The organism is Tropicimonas isoalkanivorans (genome assembly GCF_900112335.1).
Taxonomy (GTDB): Bacteria; Pseudomonadota; Alphaproteobacteria; order Rhodobacterales; family Rhodobacteraceae; genus Tropicimonas; species Tropicimonas isoalkanivorans.
Genome location: NZ_FOLG01000008.1, coordinates 52,256 through 66,544 on the forward strand (window position 1 = coordinate 52,256; position 14,289 = coordinate 66,544).

The window sequence follows — 14,289 nt, forward strand, 5'->3', positions numbered from 1 at the left end:
CAACCCCTTGTAATTTATATATATTGCAATGCACGCATTCCAGCCGACAGCCGGAGCGGCGAACGCCGCTCCCGTCGAAAAACAGGGATGCCGGGGATGCCCGGCGTCTCACGCCACGAGGGCCTTTTCGATCGCCGCGCGGTCCAGCCCTGCCTGGCCGATCACGACCAGACGCGTCTCGCGCGGCTCGCCGGCCGTGAAGGGGCGGTCGAAATAGCTGTCGATGCGCGGGCCAACGGCCTGCACGGTCAGCCGCATCGGCTTGCCCGACACCGCCGCGAAGCCCTTGAGGCGCAGGATGTCGTGGGTGCGGATCACTTCGGCCACGCGCTCCGCGAAGGCGGCCGGATCGGCAATTTCCGGGCGCGAGACGACAAAGCTCTCGAACTCGTCATGGCCGTGCGCATGTTCGTGATCGTGGTCATCGTCGTCGTGGTCATCATCGTCGTCGTCATCGTGGTGATGGTGGTGGTGATGCACCTCGTGGCGGCCGTCCATGTCGTCTTCAGCGCCCACGCCGAGCCCGAGCAGGATAGCTGCGTCCACGGCCCCCATTTCGGAGTGCAGCACGGACACGCCGGCCCGCACCTCAGACCGCAGTTTCGTTGCCAGCGCTTCGGCAGCGGCACTGCCCAGAAGGTCCGCCTTGTTCACCACGACCATATCGGCGCAGGCGAGTTGATCCTCGAAGAGCTCCGACAGGGGCGTCTCGTGGTCGATGGTGTCGTCGGCCTCGCGCTGGGCGTCCACGGCGGCCTCGTTGGCGGCGAACCGGCCTTCGGAGAGCGCCGGGCCGTCGACCACGGCAACCACGCCGTCCACCGTCACGCGGGTGCGGATATCGGGCCAGTTAAAGGCACGGACCAGCGGCTGCGGCAGGGCGAGGCCCGAGGTTTCGATGACGATGTGATCGGGCGCGTCGGGGCGCTCCACCAGCTTTTGCATGGCGGGCAGGAAGTCCTCGGCCACAGTGCAGCAGATGCAGCCGTTGGACAGCTCGACCACGTCGTCGTCGCGGCAGTTTTCGATGCCGCAACCGCGCAGGATCTCGCCGTCCACACCGAGATCGCCGAATTCGTTGATGATGAGGGCGATCCGTTTGCCGTTGGCGTTGTTCAGCAAGTGACGGATCAGCGTCGTTTTTCCGGCGCCGAGAAAGCCGGTGACGACGGTTGCGGGAATCTTCTGCGCCATGCGCGGGGCTCCTTGCGACAAACTGGCGGATGCTCGGCTCGCGCGGGCGACCATTGGGCCGGCGCGGCTCCGGGGCACCCCGCCCGAACCCGCATCCCGCACCGGCTGCGCCGGCGGCACGAGGCAGGTCTCCTGGCTCGCGGGTCGTGGCCGGCCCCGGCCTTCCCGGCGCGCACGCCAGTGGCTGGGGGCCTGCTCGCCGCATACAGTCGCGGGGGCGGCTGCGGTTCGGAGCGCGTGGCCCCTTTCGCATTCCCTCTTCGCCCGGACGGGTCCGGGAACCTCGTGGCGCCGGTTATGGGGTCCGGTCGGACGGAGTGTCAAGCAAGTGCAACGCCGCGAGCCAGTCCAGCGCGGACGGGACCGTTTCGGCGGTCTCCGCCCCTTCCGGCGGTGGGGGCCGGTCGACCACGAAGACGCGCAGGTCGAGGTCCGCAGCCGCCCGGAGCTTTGCCGTTCCACTCTGGCCGCCGGAGTTGCGGGTGACGAGGTGCGAGATGCCGTGCTCGATCAGAAGCTCGCGTTCCGCCTCCATGGGAAACGGCGGGCGGGCGAGGATGTTGGTGGCATGGGGCGGCAGGCCCGGCACCGGCTCGATGGAGCGCAGGATGAACCGCACGTCGCTGCGCCCCGCCAACGCGGGCGCAGAGCCGGACCCGGTCGCCATCAGGGCGCAGGCCCCGTGCGGCAACGCCTCCACGGCGGCCGGGAGGGTGTCGAAGTGCCGCCAGTCCGCCCCCGGTGGCGCGACCCACGGGGGCCGGCGCAGCAGCAGCAGCGGGCAGTCCGCCGTGTCGGCCGCCCAGACCGCGTTGGCGGTGATCCGGGCGGCGAAGGGGTGCGTGGCGTCGACCAGGGCCGCAATGCGGTGCTCCGCAAGGACGGCGGCCATCCCCTGTGGGCCGCCGAACCCGCCGCGGCGGATCGTGCCGGGCAAGTCGGCGGGGCGTTCGGTTGCGCCGGAGAGTGAGATCAGGACCTCGACGCCGCGTGAGACGAGGAATTCGGCCAGTTCGCGCGCTTCGGTGGTGCCGCCGAGAATCATCACGCGTTTCGTCACGATGCGCGCGCCCCGTTTGCGTCGGCCAGCGCCACGAGATTTCCCGCCCGGTCGATCATCAGCACGTCGACCGCGATGCCCTTCCCCGCCGTCACCGCCGCCGCCCGGTCCCGCGCGGCCTCGGCGATGGCCATGGCGAGGGGCGGGCCGACGAGAGACAGGGCCTGGCTTGCTGTGTTGCAGGCGGCGATGGCGGAACGGTCGGCGCCGAGGGTGGATGCGGTTTCGGCCAGCCGGTCGAAGTCCACCTGGCTGCGGGCCGAGTGCAGGTCCATCGCGCCTTGCGCGAGCTTGGTCAGCTTGCCGAACCCGCCGGCGACGGTGACACGCGGAACGGGGTGGCGGGCGAGGTATTTCAGCATGCCCCCGGCGAAGTCGCCCATGTCGAGCATGGCATGATCCGGCAGGCCGAAGTGCTGCTGGGCGACCTTTTCGGAGGTCGCGCCGGTGGAGCCGACGACGTGGGGGAGGCCGGCGGCGCGCGCCACGTCGATGCCGCGATGGATGGAGGCGATCCAGGCGGCGCAGGAAAACGGGCGGACGATACCCGTGGTGCCGAGGATGGACAGCCCGCCGACGATGCCGAGGCGGGGGTTCCACGTCTGCTCCGCCAGCGCCGCGCCGCCGGGGACGGAGATTTCGACGTCGAAATCGGGCGGGACGCCCCGGGCATCGGCGAGATGGGTCAGCGCCTGGGTGATCATCTGGCGCGGCACCGGGTTGATTGCGGGCTCTCCGACCGGGACCGGCAGACCGGGCCGGGTGACGGTACCCACGCCCTCGCCGCCGCGCAGGACGATCCCCTGCCCGGCTGCGCCGTGCCGCAGCGTTGCGGTGATCCGGGCGCCGTGGGTGACGTCCGGGTCGTCGCCGGCATCCTTCACCACCACGGCCCGCGCCCAGCCTTCTCCGATGTCCCGCTCCGAGAGTGGGAAGGCCACGCGCTGCCCGCGCGGCAGGGTGATCTCCACCGGGTCGGCCCATTCCCCCGTGAGCAGCGCGCCGCAGGCCGCCGCCGCCGCCGCGGTGGCGCAGGCGCCGGTGGTGAATCCGGTCCGCAGGGGGCCCTCGGGGATACGCGTCATGGCGGGGGTATAGCGCGGGAGGGGCCGACTGCGACAGGGCGAAGTGCGAGGCGGCGGCGGGCCGGACCGAAGCCATGCGTAGGACGCAAGATGTCGCAGGGGAGCCATGCGCCGAAATCACCTCAGGGCAGAATACCGCGCCCCGACCGTCTCGCCATTGCCGCGCGGCGCGGATATGGTGCGCGCCATGATCGACACGCCCCATATCGCCCTGCCGCCGCATGACTGGCCCGCCTTTCCACCTGGCCTCGTCTGGCTGGTGGGTGCTGGCCCCGGAGAGCCGGGGCTGCTGACGCTGGAGGCGCTCCATGCGCTGCAGCAGGCCGACGTGATCGTGCATGACGCTCTGGTCAACACGCGCATACTGGACTGGCGGCGCCCGGGGACGCGGCTGGAATATGCCGGCAAGCGGGGCGGCAAGCCGTCGGCCAAGCAGCGGGACATCTCGCTCCGGCTGATCGAGCTGTCGCGTCAGGGCCAGCGCGTGCTGCGGCTGAAGGGGGGCGATCCGTTCGTGTTCGGCCGTGGCGGCGAGGAGGCGCAGACGCTGGTCCGCGCCGGGGTGCCGTTCCGGGTGACGCCCGGCATCACCGCTGGAATCGGCGGGCTGGCCCATGCCGGCATCCCGGTGACGCATCGCGACGTCAACCACACCGTCACCTTTCTGACCGGCCACGACCAGACTGGCCTCACGCCGACCGAGATCAACTGGGAGGCACTGGCCAAGGGCAGCCCGGTGATCGTGATGTACATGGCGATCAAGCACCTGCCCCGCATCGCCGACGAGTTGATGGCCGCTGGCCGGAACGCGGCCGAATCCGTCGCCATCGTTTCCAACGCCACGCTGCCGCAGATGCGCGTGCTGGAAACCACGCTCGGCGCGGCCGCCGTGGATGCGGAGCGGCACGGAATGGAGGCGCCCGCAATCGTCTGCCTTGGGAGCGTGGTCGAGATGCGCAAGTCCATCGACTGGCTGGGCCAGCTGCGCGGCGAGCCGCCCCGGGACCTCGATCCGCTCCAGCGCGGAGGCGCCGCCGAAGCGTCATGAGCGCGCGGGGCTTCGTGATCGCCGCCCCGAGTTCGGGGGCCGGCAAGACCACGGTGACGCTCGGGCTCCTCAGGGCCCTGAAGCGGCGCGGCGTGGACGTGCGCGCGGCCAAGAGCGGACCGGATTACATCGACCCCGCGTTTCACGAAGCCGCTTGCGGCGCCCCCTCCGTCAACCTCGATGCCTGGGCCATGTCGCCGGACACGCTTCGGGCGCGGGCAGCGGCGCAAGGGGGCGCGTTGCTCGTGGTGGAGGCGGCGATGGGTGTGCTCGACGCGGGGCGCGACGGGCGCGGCTCGGCGGCGGACCTCGCGGCCGCGCTCGGCCTACCGCTTGTGCTGGTGCTCGACATCGCCAAGACCGGACAATCCGCGCTGCTGCCGGCCGTGGGGTTGCAGGCGCTGCATCCGGAATTGCCGCTGGCCGGGGTCATCCTGAACCGCGCGGGGACGGACGCGCACGGCGAAATGGCGGCCACCCCGCTGCGCGACGCCGATATTGCGGTCTTCGGCGCGCTGCGGCGCGAGGACGGCCTGCACCTGCCCGAGCGGCATCTGGGGCTGGTTCAGGCATCGGAGACGACGGAGCTGGAGTCCTTCCTGGAGGGGGCCGCTGACCGCGTCGACGCGGCGCTTGACCTCGTGGCGATCGTGGACGCGGCAGGCGCGCTTGCCGCCAGCACCGGCGACGCTGTCCGCTTGCCGCCGCCCGGCAACCGCGTCGCCGTGGCGCGGGATGCGGCCTTTGCGTTCACCTACCCTCACCTGCTGAACGACTGGCACGCGCAAGGGGCGCAGGTGGTGCCGTTCTCGCCGCTGGACAACAAGGGGCCGGACCCGTTCGCCGACGCGGTGTTTCTGCCGGGGGGATACCCGGAGCTTCACGCAGGGCGGCTGGCGGCGGCGTCCAAATTCCTGACGCTGACGCGGCGGGCGGCCGATCGGGGGGCGCGGGTCTATGGCGAGTGCGGCGGCTTCATGGTCCTGGGAGAGGCGTTGATCGACGCGCAGGGGGAGCGGCACGGGATGCTGGGCCTGCTGCCACTGACGACATCCTTCGCCGAACGGCGGCTGTCGCTCGGCTACCGTCGGCTGGCGCCGCTGCCCGGAGCGCCGTGGGACGGACCGGTGATGGGGCACGAGTTCCACTATGCGACAATCGTGGAGGAAGGCCCCGCGGAGCGCCTGTTTCGCGCGACGGACGCCAAGGGCACGACGCTGCCGGAGATGGGGCTGCAGGCCGGGCGGGTCTGCGGAAGCTTTGCCCATGTGATCGGGCCGGGGTGACCGGCGCCGGAGGGCGCCCGCCCGTCGTCAGGGCATCTGGCGATGCCCCTCCTCCCGTTGGGCCAAGCCGCACGCCTGCGGCGCGCGGCTGCGATTTTTCGGCCGAAAAATCGTGGTCCCGGCGTCAGGCCCGGCGTTTGGGCCGCAGGATGTGGGGCTGGGCAGCGTCGTAGAGCGCGGAATCGGGAAACTCGTGATTTTCGAAGACCCGGCCCACGAAAACGAGCGCTGTCCGGGTGAGCTTGGCGGCGCGGACCTTCTCCCGGATGTCGCCGATCGTGCCCCGCACGAAGGTCTGGTCCGGCCAGCCGACGCGGTAGGCCACCACGACCGGGCAATCCGCCCCGTAGAGCGGCGCGAGCTGGCGTTCGATCTCCAGCAGGTTGCGGACCGACAGGTGAATGGCCAGCGTCGCGCGGGAGGCGCCGAGGGTGGCGAGGTCCTCCCCCTCCGGCATGGAGGAGGATTTCATCGCCGTCCGTGTCAGGATCACGGTCTGGGCCACCTCCGGGATCGTCAGCTCCTGCCCCATGGCGGCGGCGGCGGCGGCATAGGCGGGCACGCCGGGCGTGATGTCGAAGGGAATGCCGAGCGCGCGCAGGCGGCGGACCTGTTCGGCGATGGCGCCGTAGAGCGAGGGGTCGCCGGAGTGGACCCGCGCCACGTCCTGCCCTTTCGCGTGGGCGGCCTCCATCTCGGCCACGATCTCGTCGAGCGCGAGGGGGGCCGTGTCGATCACGCGCGCGCCCTCGGGGGCACAGGCCACCACCGCCTCCGGCACGAGCGAGCCCGCGTAGAGGCAGACCGGGCAGGAAGCGATCAGCCTTTGTCCCTTTACCGTGATGAGGTCCGGGTCGCCGGGGCCGGCGCCGATGAAATGGACGGTCATGCGCTTTCTCCATCGATGCGTTTGGCGTAGCCGCGCGGGGTGTAGATCCAGGTGCCTCCCGCGCCGGCGGCGATGTCGCCGCTTTGGATGCGCCGCGAGGCCGAGGCGCCGACGAGGACGATGGTCATCATGTCCACCTCGTCGACGTCCAGGTCGGCCAGGCGCCGCAGCGTCAGGTCTTCGTCCGGGCGGCCGAGGCTGCGGGCCAGCAGGACCGGCGTGTCATCCGGGCGGTGGGCGAGCAGGATGTCCCGCGCCTGGGCCAGCAGCGTGCGGCGGCGGCGGGAGACGGGGTTGTAGAAGGCGATGACGAAGTCGCCCCGTGCGGCGGCATCGAGGCGTTGGAGGATGGTGTCGCGCGGGGTCAGCAGGTCCGAGAGCGAAATCGCGCAGAAGTCGTGCCCCAGAAGCGCGCCGGCACGGGCCGAGGCGGCCTGCAGCGCGGAGATGCCGGGCGCGTGTGTCACCGCGACCCGCTTCGCCGCGGCCGTGACGCCGCCTGCGTCTTCGGGGCGGTCCAGCAGTTCCATGACCAGCGCGCCCATGGCGTAGATTCCGCCGTCACCGGAGCAGATCAGCGCCACGCGGCGCCCCTCGCCGGCGGCTTCGAGCGCGTAGCGGCAGCGGGCCTCCTCCTCGCCCAGGGCGAAATCGCGGCGCATACGGCCGCGGGCTTCCGGGCCGAGCAGGTCGATGTAGAAGCCGTAGCCCACCAGTTCGTCGGCCTCCGCGATGAGGCGGGTGGCCTCGGGCGTGCGCCAGTCGGCCTGTCCGGGGCCGATGCCGACCACGGCGAGGTGGCCGCGCGGTTGGCCCTCCGCGCCGCCCGGCGTGATGCGGGCCACGGCGCAGGTGGCGTTGGCGGTCTTGGTCTTGGCAAGCTCCAGTGAGCCGCCTGGGCCAGCGGCGGCGAGCGCGGCCCCTTCGGCGACGCCGTGACAGCCGACTTCGGCGAAGACCACCTCCGATGGATTGGCCAGGCGCGGGGCTTCCTCCTCCAGGCGGGCGGGTGTGTGGAAGCGCGCGGGCACGCCGAGGTGAGCGGCGAGCGCGTGGATCGCGGCTTCGTCGGCCTTGAGGTCGATGGAGTGGACGGCGGCGATCTCGCCCGCCGCGATGCCGGCCTCCGCGAGGGCCTTGCCGACGAGGGCGATCATCTCGTCGGGGTCGCAGCCACGGGCGCAGCCGACGCCGAGAGCGAAGCTGCGGCGGCGGTAGATGAGGGGCGCGGCGCCGGCGACGCTGAGCACCACCGGCGCCTCCGGGTCGGCGGGCAGGACGTCCACCGCGCCCTGCTGGGCCAGCGGGGCGAGCCAGGGCGCATCGCCGGAAAGCTGGCCGCGCGCACCGGCGAGCAGGGCGGCCATGACCGGCTTGGCGTCCTCCGGGTTTTCCAGCCGCCAGCCGTCGGGCGGCTCGTCGAGGGCGACGCCGAGGGCGACATCGCCGGCCGTCGTGACGGCGGCGGCAGTGCCGAGCGCCTGAGCGATGCGCCGCGCCAGCGCGTTCGCGCCGCGGTGGCCGCCGAGCAGCGGCACCACCGCGGAGCCATCGGGCGCCACGGCCAGCACGGGCGGCTCGGCCGTCTTGTCGCCGAGGAGCGGCGCGAGGCAGCGGATCAGGATACCGGCGGCCGCGATGCCCACCACGGGCCGTCCGGCGGAAAAGAGGGCGCGCAGGTGGCTGCCCACGTCGTCGAAATCCCTGCCCTTGAGGTCAGCCCGCCCGCCGATCGCGGTGGCGATGCGTTCGGCCAGCTCGCCATGGGGCAGCAGCGACACCACAACGGGCGCGGCGTCAGACATGTGCGTCCCTCCCCGGCACGACGACCATCGAGAAATACGGGGCCGTCTCCGGCGCCTCCGCCAGCGGGCAGGCCATCTGCTCCGGCAGGGAGGCGTGGGAAACGAAAACGGCCCGGTCCGCGAGGCCCAAGCCCTCAAGCAGGCTGCGCACCTTGGCGAATTGGCGGCCGAGTTTCATGATCGCGACGGCGTTGGACTTGCGCACCTGCGCCTCCAGCTCGGGGGCGGGCAGCGTGGCGGGAAGCACCGTCAGCACCTCGTCGCGGGCGATGAGCGGCAGGCCGGCGGCGGCGGTCACTGCGCCGAGGGAGGAGACGCCGGGGACGACTTCGGTGGGGAAGCGGTCGGCGAGGCGCGAAAAGAGGTACATGAAGGAGCCGTAGAAGAACGGGTCGCCCTCGCAGAGCACGATGACGTCCTGCCCGGTTTCCAGCACGGAGGCGATGTCTTCGGCGGCGGCGTCGTAGACCTCCTGCGCGGGAAAACGTTCGGAGCGCATGGGTATGACGATGGGGATCTCGCGCACGCCCTCGGGGATGTAGCCGGCCACGATGGACCGGGCGAAGCTCTCGCCGCTGTCGGGCGCGGGATAGGCGATGACCTTCGCCTGCGAGATCAGCCTGTGCGCCTTCAGCGTCAGTAGCTCGGGGTCGCCCGGGCCGAGGCCCAGGCCATAGAGGGTTCCGCTCATTTCGTGAGACTCCATTGGGTGACGGGCATGAGCGGCTTGAAGCCGCGCAATCTGCCCACGGGTTCGGCGCGAGAGACCGAGACCCGGATGAGGGTGCCGCCGTGGGCGGAGTGCAACCGGCCCAGCAGGGCCTCGCTTTCCAGCGTCACGGCATTGGCGACGAGGCGGCCGTGGGGCGGCAGCGCGTCGAGCGCGCGCGTCGCCACCTGATCGGACAGACCGCCGCCGATGAAGATCGCATCGGGCTGGGGCAGCCCGTCCAATGCGTCGGGCGCCCGCCCGTCGCGCAGGTCGAGCCGAGGCGCGCCGAGGCAGGTGGCGTTGGCGGCGGCGAGGGCCAGACGTTCGCGGGAGGACTCCACGCCGATGGCCCGCATGTCCCGGTCCGCGCGCATCCATTCGATTGCCACGGAGCCGCAGCCCGTGCCGATGTCCCACAGCAGTTGGCCGCGCCGGGGGGCCAGGGCGGCGAGGGTCAGCACGCGAAGCTCGCGTTTCGTGAGCTGGCCGTCGTGCTCGAAGGCGTCGTCGGGCAGGCCCGTCCGGGGCAGGATCGCCGCGCCCGGGTCGCCGAGGCAGTCGACGGCGAGGACGTGGAGATCCGGCGCGGTGGCGGACCAGTCTGCCGCCGTGCCCTCGATCCGGGTTTCGCTCGCGCCGCCCATGTTGGCCAGGACCGTCAGGCGGCTCGCGCCCATGCCGCGCGCCGCGAGCAGGGCTGCGACCTCCTTGGGCGAGGTTCCGTCGCGGGTCAGCAGCAGCAGGCGAACGCCGGGCGCAAGGAAGGGGATCGCCTGTTCGGCGGGGCGGCCGTGGATGGTGAGGGTTTCCGTGTCGGCCAGACTCCATTTCATCCGCGCGGCGGCAAGCTGGAAGGCGGAGAGATGCGGGTAATAGGCGACCTCTTCGGGGGCGAAATGGCGCAGGAAGAGCGCGCCGGCGGAGTACCACAGGGGATCGCCCGTCACGAGCACCGCCACCCGCCTGCCCCGCCAGCCGACAAGCTCCTCCGCCAGGTCGCGAAAGGGCGAGGGCCAGAGGCGTTTTTCAGCCGGCAGGTCGGGCAGATGGTCGGCAAGGCGCGGGCCGGTGACGATGAGTTCCGCGGCATGCAGACGCGCACGGGCGGCGGGCGAGAGGCCGTTCCAACCGTCCTCGCCCATGCCGATGACGTCGAGCCAGGCGGTCACGTGCCGTCCCCCCGGAGGCCGAGGGTGAGCGCGTTGACCGCGGCCGCCGCCATGGCCGAGCCGCCGCGCCGGCCCAGCAGGGTGACGAAAGGGACGCCGTGCGGGCGCTCCGCCAGAGCCTGCTTGCTCTCTGCCGCGCCGACAAAGCCGACCGGGAAGCCGAGGATCAACGCCGGGCGGGGCCAGCCTTGCTCAAGCCCTTCCAGCAAATGGAAAAGCGCGGTGGGGGCGTTGCCGATGGCGACGATGCTGCCCGCGAGGCGCTCCCGCCAAAGCTCCGTCGCGGCGGCGGAGCGGGTGGTGCCGCGGCGTTTCGCCAGGTCCGGCACGGCTGGGTCGTTGAGGGTGACGATGGGTGTGGCGCCGCCGGGAAGGGCGCGGGCGATGATGCCACGCGCGACCATTTCGCTGTCGCAGAAGATGGGTAGGATTCGGAGATCCTGATTGGTTGAGTGTTTGGGATCGCTCAGGTCAGCCGCACCGCCCGGCGCCCGGGCCGGGTAGCCCCCGCCCTTCGTTTCACTGCCCAAGCGTGCCAACGCCGCCTGCCCCGCCTCCACCGCGCCCTCGGAGACCCGCAGGTCGGTGGCGATGTCCACCATCCCGCAGGCATGGATCAGCCGGATCGCCATCGGCCGCGCGGCCTCCGGCAGGGCCGACAGGTCGGCCTCCGCCGCGATGGTGGCAAAGCTCTGCCGGTAAATCGCCGCCGGGTCGCGTTCGTAGTCCAGCGTCATTCCGTCTTCAGGTGTTTGCGCACGCTCTCCGGCCCCATCGGGTGATCGGCGTGGGGATAGGGCGGGTGGTGGTGATCGTGGCCGTGATCGTGATGGTGGCCGTGGGGATGGTCGTGGTCGTGATGGTGGTGGTGGTCATGGCCGTGGTGGTGATGGTCGTGCCCATGGTGGTGGTCATGCCCCGCGTCGAGCCGGCAGGCGCCGGTGCAGAAGGTGTCGCAGAGGGTGCAGTCCTCCACATTGGAGCCCGGCGCGCTCGCCCCCTGCCCTTCGACGTGGTGGTGATGGCTCTCCTGCGGCCGGCCCACTTCGGCTTCGAAGCCCAGCACCTGCGTCCGGTACTTGCAGAGCGAGCAATTCATCGCCGTCTCGCCGTCGAGGATCTCGGTGATGCGCTCGGCGAAGGTTTCCAGAACCTGCGGGTGGTCGTTGAGATAGCCCGCCTTCACCCACTGCGCCTGCGGATTGGCCTCCGCCACCATGTCGGTGAAGCCGTAGATGCGGTCGATCAGGATGCCGGTGAAGAGGAAGTACGGGAAGACGACGTAGCGTTTGAAACCGAGCTTCGCGGCCTGCTCCAGCGCCGGTTCCACCAGCGGGAAGGTCACGCCGGAGTAGCCGACCTCGCACCAGCCGAAGCCCATTCCCTCCCAGAGCATCCGTGCGATCTTGGAGACGTTGGCGTTGGCGTCGGGGTCCGAGGCGCCGCGGCCGATCACCACGAGGCAGGTCTCGTGCGCTGGCACCGCGCCCTGCTCCGCATCGGCCTGCGCCACCGCCTCGCGGATGCGGTCCGCCGCCGCCGCGATCATCCGCGCGTTCACGCCGAGTTCGCGGCCGTACTCCACCCCGATGCCGTGTTCGGCGGCGTAGGCATTCAGCACGGTGGGAATATCGTTCTTCGCGTGCATGGCCGCGAAGAGCATGCCCGGGACGGCGAGAATGCGGTCGCAGCCCGCCTCACGGAGGTTGTCCAGCCCGACCCGGATGACGGGGTTGGCAAACTCGAGGTAGCCGTAGTCGACCATCCAGTCTTCGGGCAGCAGCGCCGGCAGTTTCTTGGCCAGGACGGCGAACTCGTCCACCGCCGCCTGCGACCGCGAGCCGTGCCCGCACAGCATCACGCCGATCTTGCTCATCGCGGGCCTCCGGCGGTCGTTTGAATCTCGGTCGCTGTCATGACGTGGCTCCCTTGCTGCTCAGCGCCGGCAATACGGGGGCCGCGGCGGGCGCCGCGTGGCGCCGCCCCGACGATGATCGGCCGCGCCCCCGGCATGGGTCGGCGCCGCGTCTCTCCCGTTCAGCCTTCCGGCATCGTCACCCCGTCCCCTAACAGCGGCGGGCGGGCGCGGCAAGCGACGCAGCCGCGCAGACCAGAGCGCATAGCGGCTTTACCCTGGCGGGGGTCTGTGGCTGGCTGGCGGGACACCTATCGGGAGATTGCCGTGGACCTTCACATCTGGCTCGCCTTCGCCTCTGCCTCCCTCGCGCTGCTGGTCGTACCGGGGCCGACGGTCCTGCTGGTGCTCAGTTACGCCATCAGCCAGGGCCGGCGCGTCGCGCTTGCGACCGTCGCGGGGGTTGCGCTGGGCGACCTGACTGCGATGACCGCCTCGCTGGCCGGGCTGGGGGCGCTCGTCGCCACGTCGGCCGCGCTATTCGGCGTGCTGAAATGGCTCGGGGCGGCCTACCTTGTCTATCTCGGCGTCCGCATGTTCCTGAGCGCCCCGGCCACGGCGCTGCCGGTGGCTACCGACGTTCCGGAGGCGCCGGCGGCACGGGTTTTCGCCCATGCCGCAGCGGTGACCGCGCTCAATCCAAAGTCGATCGTCTTCTTCATCGCCTTCGTGCCGCAGTTCCTGTCGCCCGCCGAGCCGGTGCTGCCGCAGGCGGCGATCCTGATCGGAACCTTCGTCGGCCTCGCCGCGCTCAGCGCCCTGTCCTATGCGTTGCTCGCGGACACCCTGAGGCAGCGCATCGCCCGGCCCACGGTCCTGCCCACGTTGACCCGAATGGGGGGATGCACGCTCGTCGCCATGGGCACGGCAACGGCACTCGTCCGCCGCGCCAGCCCCTGACACGGGTCGAGACCTGCCCGAATTGCGCCGCGCGGGTGATATTGCCGCCCCCGCAAAAGTCCGATTGACATTCCGGCGCCGCGAACGCGAAAAGGAGGCATCTTCGGTTCCCCGGACGGTCAAGCGCCAGGGGATGAGAAAGGGAACACGGTGCGGCGTACCCATCAGGGACCAAAACCGTGGCTGCCCCCGCAACTGTGAGCGGAGAGCGAGGCCGAACGCGCCACTGGGATCCCCGGGAAGGCCGGCCGAGCGACGACCCGCGAGCCAGGAGACCTGCCGAGGCCGCATGGGGGCAATCCCCCCGTGGTCTTCACCGGACGCCGGGGTGAGCGTCTGGCGCGAGCCGGGCTGATCCTTCGTCCCGAATCGAGCCGAACCCCGTCGATCCTTTCAGGCCGGCCGCCGCGTGCGGCACTTTGAGAGAGACGACATGACCTTGAAACCCTTCCTGCTGGCAGCGCTTGCCAGTCTCGGCCTGTCGCAGGCCGCGTCGGCGCACTTCCAGCTCATCTTTACCCCCGATACCCTGATCGAGCGGCCCGGCGATGTGCCGCTGAAGTTGATCTTCTGGCACCCGTTCGAGAACGGGCACGTGATGGACATGGCCGAGCCGCTCGAGTTCTACGCCGTTCACCGGGGCGAAAAAATCGACCTGATGGACACGCTGGCGCCCATGACCTTCACCGGCGCCACCAACGCAGGGGCCGCGTTCAACGGCTCCGTGCCGGTCAAACGGTCGGGCGACTACGTTCTCGTGGTGGTGCCTGCGCCCTATTACGAGGCGAGCGAGGACATCTTCATCCAGCAGATCGCCAAGAGCTATCTCAATCGCAACGCGATCCCGACGGACTGGATGGCGCCGCAAGGCCTGACCACCGAGATCGTGCCGCTCAACAAGCCGACCAACGTGATCGCCGGATCGACCTTCACCGGCCGCGTGCTGGCCGAGGGCGCGCCGGTGCCAGGCATCGAGGTGGAGGTGGAGTACATCGCCGCCCAGCCCGACATGGAGACCGACACGGCCACGGCGCCCACGACCGCCCCGTCCCCCGGTGGGACGCTGGTCGCGGTGACGGACGAGAATGGCCAGTTCACCTTCGGTATTCCGAAAGCCGGTTTCTGGGGCTTCGCGGCGCTCGGCTCCGGCCCGGAGACGGACTTTGAGGGCAAGGACCTGAGTCAGGATGCGGTCATCTGGATCCGCGCCTGGGATATGGAGTGAG

At 71.0% G+C, this 14,289-nt stretch carries 13 protein-coding genes and 2 riboswitches; of the genes, 4 read left to right on the forward strand and 9 right to left on the reverse strand.

Features of this window, described 5'->3' with window-relative positions; genetic code table 11:
* Positions 1-108 precede the first annotated feature (108 nt).
* The 3 genes from cobW to BM075_RS13665 form a co-directional block, all read right to left on the reverse strand.
* Positions 109-1,194, reverse strand: coding sequence for a cobalamin biosynthesis protein CobW (gene cobW / locus BM075_RS13655; RefSeq protein WP_093361255.1), 1,086 nt, complete (start codon positions 1,192-1,194; stop codon positions 109-111).
* 105 nt (positions 1,195-1,299) lie between these two features.
* Positions 1,300-1,495, reverse strand: a riboswitch (cobalamin riboswitch).
* Complete coding sequence (locus BM075_RS13660; protein ID WP_218152859.1) at positions 1,490-2,254, reverse strand: cobalt-precorrin-6A reductase; 765 nt, start codon at positions 2,252-2,254, stop codon at positions 1,490-1,492. It overlaps the preceding riboswitch by 6 nt.
* Positions 2,251-3,339 carry a cobalt-precorrin-5B (C(1))-methyltransferase gene (locus BM075_RS13665; RefSeq protein WP_093361257.1) on the reverse strand — a complete coding sequence of 363 codons (1,089 nt, stop codon included), beginning with the start codon at positions 3,337-3,339 and terminating at the stop codon, positions 2,251-2,253. The genes BM075_RS13660 and BM075_RS13665 overlap by 4 nt, the downstream gene beginning before the upstream one ends.
* Before the next feature lie 187 nt (positions 3,340-3,526).
* On the opposite strand from BM075_RS13665, the gene cobA reads away from it, so the two are divergent.
* Both cobA and BM075_RS13675 read left to right on the forward strand, forming a co-directional pair.
* Positions 3,527-4,387 (forward strand): uroporphyrinogen-III C-methyltransferase, encoded by an 861-nt coding sequence (cobA, locus tag BM075_RS13670; protein ID WP_093361381.1) that lies wholly within the window; start codon positions 3,527-3,529, stop codon positions 4,385-4,387.
* Positions 4,384-5,673, forward strand: coding sequence for a cobyrinic acid a,c-diamide synthase CobB (locus BM075_RS13675; protein ID WP_093361258.1), 1,290 nt, complete (start codon positions 4,384-4,386; stop codon positions 5,671-5,673). Before cobA ends, BM075_RS13675 begins: the two co-directional genes overlap by 4 nt.
* Positions 5,674-5,797: 124 nt before the next feature.
* Here BM075_RS13675 and cobM read toward each other — a convergent pair whose 3' ends face one another.
* The 6 genes from cobM to BM075_RS13705 are packed head-to-tail and all read right to left on the reverse strand — an operon-like array spanning position 5,798 to position 12,124.
* A complete protein-coding gene (gene cobM / locus BM075_RS13680; protein ID WP_093361259.1) occupies positions 5,798-6,562 on the reverse strand; it encodes a precorrin-4 C(11)-methyltransferase in 765 nt (254 codons plus the stop codon).
* Positions 6,559-8,367 carry a precorrin-3B C(17)-methyltransferase gene (cobJ, locus tag BM075_RS13685; RefSeq protein WP_093361260.1) on the reverse strand — a complete coding sequence of 603 codons (1,809 nt, stop codon included), beginning with the start codon at positions 8,365-8,367 and terminating at the stop codon, positions 6,559-6,561. Before cobJ ends, cobM begins: the two co-directional genes overlap by 4 nt.
* The gene (gene cobI / locus BM075_RS13690; RefSeq protein WP_093361261.1) at positions 8,360-9,058 is read right to left on the reverse strand and encodes a precorrin-2 C(20)-methyltransferase; all 699 of its coding nucleotides are present in this window, start codon (positions 9,056-9,058) and stop codon (positions 8,360-8,362) included. Before cobI ends, cobJ begins: the two co-directional genes overlap by 8 nt.
* Positions 9,055-10,221 carry a precorrin-6y C5,15-methyltransferase (decarboxylating) subunit CbiE gene (gene cbiE, locus BM075_RS13695; RefSeq protein WP_093361382.1) on the reverse strand — a complete coding sequence of 389 codons (1,167 nt, stop codon included), beginning with the start codon at positions 10,219-10,221 and terminating at the stop codon, positions 9,055-9,057. The genes cobI and cbiE overlap by 4 nt, the downstream gene beginning before the upstream one ends.
* 23 nt (positions 10,222-10,244) lie before the next feature.
* Complete coding sequence (locus BM075_RS13700; RefSeq protein WP_093361262.1) at positions 10,245-10,985, reverse strand: precorrin-8X methylmutase; 741 nt, start codon at positions 10,983-10,985, stop codon at positions 10,245-10,247.
* The gene (locus tag BM075_RS13705) at positions 10,982-12,124 is read right to left on the reverse strand and encodes a sirohydrochlorin chelatase (RefSeq protein WP_093361263.1); all 1,143 of its coding nucleotides are present in this window, start codon (positions 12,122-12,124) and stop codon (positions 10,982-10,984) included. The genes BM075_RS13700 and BM075_RS13705 overlap by 4 nt, the downstream gene beginning before the upstream one ends.
* 306 nt (positions 12,125-12,430) lie before the next feature.
* Here BM075_RS13705 and BM075_RS13710 point away from each other — a divergent pair, with 306 nt between their 5' ends.
* Complete coding sequence (locus tag BM075_RS13710) at positions 12,431-13,063, forward strand: LysE family translocator (protein WP_093361264.1); 633 nt, start codon at positions 12,431-12,433, stop codon at positions 13,061-13,063.
* A gap of 87 nt (positions 13,064-13,150) precedes the next feature.
* Positions 13,151-13,361, forward strand: a riboswitch (cobalamin riboswitch).
* Between the two features lie 141 nt (positions 13,362-13,502).
* Positions 13,503-14,288, forward strand: coding sequence for a DUF4198 domain-containing protein (locus BM075_RS13715; protein ID WP_425445195.1), 786 nt, complete (start codon positions 13,503-13,505; stop codon positions 14,286-14,288).
* Position 14,289: the final 1 nt, after the last annotated feature.

Excerpts from the sequence above, each read along its gene's own strand:
- cobW (WP_093361255.1), bottom strand. The coding sequence starts at position 1,194 with ATGGCGCAGAAGATTCCCGCAACCGTCGTCACCGGCTTTCTCGGCGCC.
- BM075_RS13665 (WP_093361257.1), bottom strand. The coding sequence starts at position 3,339 with ATGACGCGTATCCCCGAGGGCCCCCTGCGGACCGGATTCACCACCGGC.
- cobA (WP_093361381.1), top strand. The coding sequence starts at position 3,527 with ATGATCGACACGCCCCATATCGCCCTGCCGCCGCATGACTGGCCCGCC.
- BM075_RS13675 (WP_093361258.1), top strand. The coding sequence starts at position 4,384 with ATGAGCGCGCGGGGCTTCGTGATCGCCGCCCCGAGTTCGGGGGCCGGC.
- cobM (WP_093361259.1), bottom strand. The coding sequence starts at position 6,562 with ATGACCGTCCATTTCATCGGCGCCGGCCCCGGCGACCCGGACCTCATC.
- cobJ (WP_093361260.1), bottom strand. The coding sequence starts at position 8,367 with ATGTCTGACGCCGCGCCCGTTGTGGTGTCGCTGCTGCCCCATGGCGAG.
- cobI (WP_093361261.1), bottom strand. The coding sequence starts at position 9,058 with ATGAGCGGAACCCTCTATGGCCTGGGCCTCGGCCCGGGCGACCCCGAG.
- cbiE (WP_093361382.1), bottom strand. The coding sequence starts at position 10,221 with ATGGGCGAGGACGGTTGGAACGGCCTCTCGCCCGCCGCCCGTGCGCGT.
- BM075_RS13700 (WP_093361262.1), bottom strand. The coding sequence starts at position 10,985 with ATGACGCTGGACTACGAACGCGACCCGGCGGCGATTTACCGGCAGAGC.
- BM075_RS13705 (WP_093361263.1), bottom strand. The coding sequence starts at position 12,124 with ATGAGCAAGATCGGCGTGATGCTGTGCGGGCACGGCTCGCGGTCGCAG.